The 2,331-nt window shown below is 76.1% G+C and carries 1 protein-coding gene; it reads left to right on the top strand.

Annotated features, from left to right (window positions below; translation table 11 throughout):
- A partial coding sequence (locus AB0H32_RS47995; protein ID WP_361135966.1) for an SDR family NAD(P)-dependent oxidoreductase occupies positions 1-2,331 on the top strand: 2,331 nt, incomplete at both ends.

A 2,331-nucleotide genomic window follows, 5' to 3' on the forward strand; every position in this document is an offset into this window, starting at 1 on the left:
TTGCCGTGCCCGTCCTGCGCGGCGACCGTCCCGAGCAGCAGGCCCTCGTCACGGCCCTGGCCGAACTGCACGTGCACGGCGTCTCCGTGGACTGGAACGCGTTCTTCGCCGGTGCGCGGAAGACCGACCTGCCGACCTACGCCTTCCAGCACGAGCGGTACTGGGTCGACGCCCCGGAGCCCGCTGCCGCCGCCGCGGTGGCGGATCCGGTGGACGCGCAGTTCTGGGAGACCGTGGAGCGCGAGGACCTGCAGGCCCTTGCCGAGACCCTGGACATCGGGGCAGGGGACGCGTTCAGCGACGTGCTGCCGAGGCTGTCGTCGTGGCGGCGGCAGCGCAAGGAGCAGTCCACCGTGGACGGCTGGCGCTACGGCGTCACCTGGAAAGCGATACCCGACCCCGTCCCGGAGGGCCCTGCCCGGAACGGTATGTGGCTGGTTCCGGTCAGCGCTGCGCAACTCGGCGACGACTGGGTGACCGCCTGCCTCCGCGGGCTGACCGAGCGGGGCCTGGCCCCGCTGCCGGTCCCTGTCGAGCCGGCCACCGGCCGTGAGGAGCTGACCGCGCAGCTCGCCCGAGCGGCCGGCGAAGAGACCGTGGCGGGCGTCCTGTCGCTGCTCGCCGTCGACGGCGAGGCCGCCCCGGCGGCCGCCGCGCTGACCGCCGGAGTCGCGCTGTCCGTCCTGCTCGTCCAGGCGCTGGGCGATGCGGGCATCGGTGCCCCGCTGTGGTGCACGACCCGCAACGCGGTGGGCGTGAGCCCCGCCGACGAGGTGGCGGACCCGTACCAGTGCCAGGTCTGGGGGCTGGGCCGGGTGGCTGCGCTGGAGCACGCGCCGCGCTGGGGCGGTCTGATCGACCTCCCGGACACGGTCGACGACCGGGTCGCCGGCCGCCTCGCCGCGGTGCTCGGCCAGTCGGCCGAGGACCAGGTCGCGATCCGCGCCCGCGGTGTGTTCGGCCGCAGGCTCTCCCAGGCCGCCACCCGCCGGAACACCCTGGCCGGGCAGCGGTGGTCGCCGCGCGGCACGGTGCTGATCACCGGTGGTACGGGTGCGCTGGGCGGGCACGTCGCCCGCTGGCTCGCCGGTGCGGGTGCGGAGCACCTGGTGCTCACCAGCCGCCGCGGCCTCGACGCGCCGGGTGCGGCGGGTCTCGTCGCAGAGCTGGAGGAGACGGGTGTCCGTGTGACCGTCGCCGCGTGCGACGTCGCCGACCGCGAGGCGCTGGCCGCGCTGCTCGCCGAGCACCCGGTGAACGCCGTCGTCCACACGGCGGGCGTGGACCACCTGGAGCCGCTGGAGGCCATGACGCCGGGCGCCTTCGCCGACGTGCTGTCCGCCAAGACGGCCGGCGCCCTGCACCTCGACGCGCTCCTCGCCGGCCGGGAACTCGACGCCTTCGTCCTCTTCTCGTCCATCGCCGGCGTGTGGGGCAGCGGCCACCAGGCCGCCTACGCCGCGGCCAACGCCCTGCTCGACGGGCTCGCCGAACGCCGCCGGGCCCAAGGCCTGCCGGCGACCTCCGTGGCCTGGGGCCCGTGGGCCGGCGGCGGCATGGCCGAGGCCGACGGCGCGGACGAACGACTGCGCCGCCGCGGCCTGATCCCGATGCCCGCCGCGCTCGCCGTGGCCGGCCTCCGGCAGGCGGTGGACTGCGGCGAGGCGACCGCCACGGTGGCCGACGTCGACTGGGAGCGGTTCCTGCCCCCGTTCACCGTGGGCCGCCCGAGCGCCCTGCTCGGCGACCTCCCGGAGGCCGCGCGGATCCTCACCGTGGGCAGCACCGCCGGCGAGCCCGGCACGGCCGCCACCTCGCCCCTGGCCGACCGCCTCACCGGGATGCCCGGGACCGAGCAGCACGCGCTGCTGGTCGACCTCGTCCGCACCCACGCGGCGGCCGTCCTCGGCCACAGCGGCGCCGACGAGGTCGAGGCCGGCCGGGCCTTCAAGGACCTGGGCTTCGACTCCCTGACCGCCGTCGAACTGCGCAACAAGCTCAACGCCGAGACCGGCCTCGCACTGCCCCCCACGCTGGTCTTCGACCACCCCAACGCCCAGGCACTCGCCCGGCAGTTGCGCACCGAGCTCACCGGTCTCACCACCGCGCCCGCACCGGAACCGGCCGCCGCGCCCGCCGAGGACGACGACCCCATCGCGATCGTCGGCATGGCGTGCCGGTATCCGGGCGGGGTGCGCTCGCCCGAGGACCTGTGGCAGCTGGTGGTCTCCGGTGGTGACGCGGTCGGCGAGTTCCCGGCGGACCGGGGCTGGGACGTGGACGGCCTCTACGACCCGGACCCGGAGGCGGCGGGGAAGACGTACACGCGCC

The organism is Streptomyces sp. NPDC020362 (assembly GCF_040642095.1).
Taxonomy (GTDB): Bacteria; Actinomycetota; Actinomycetes; order Streptomycetales; family Streptomycetaceae; genus Streptomyces.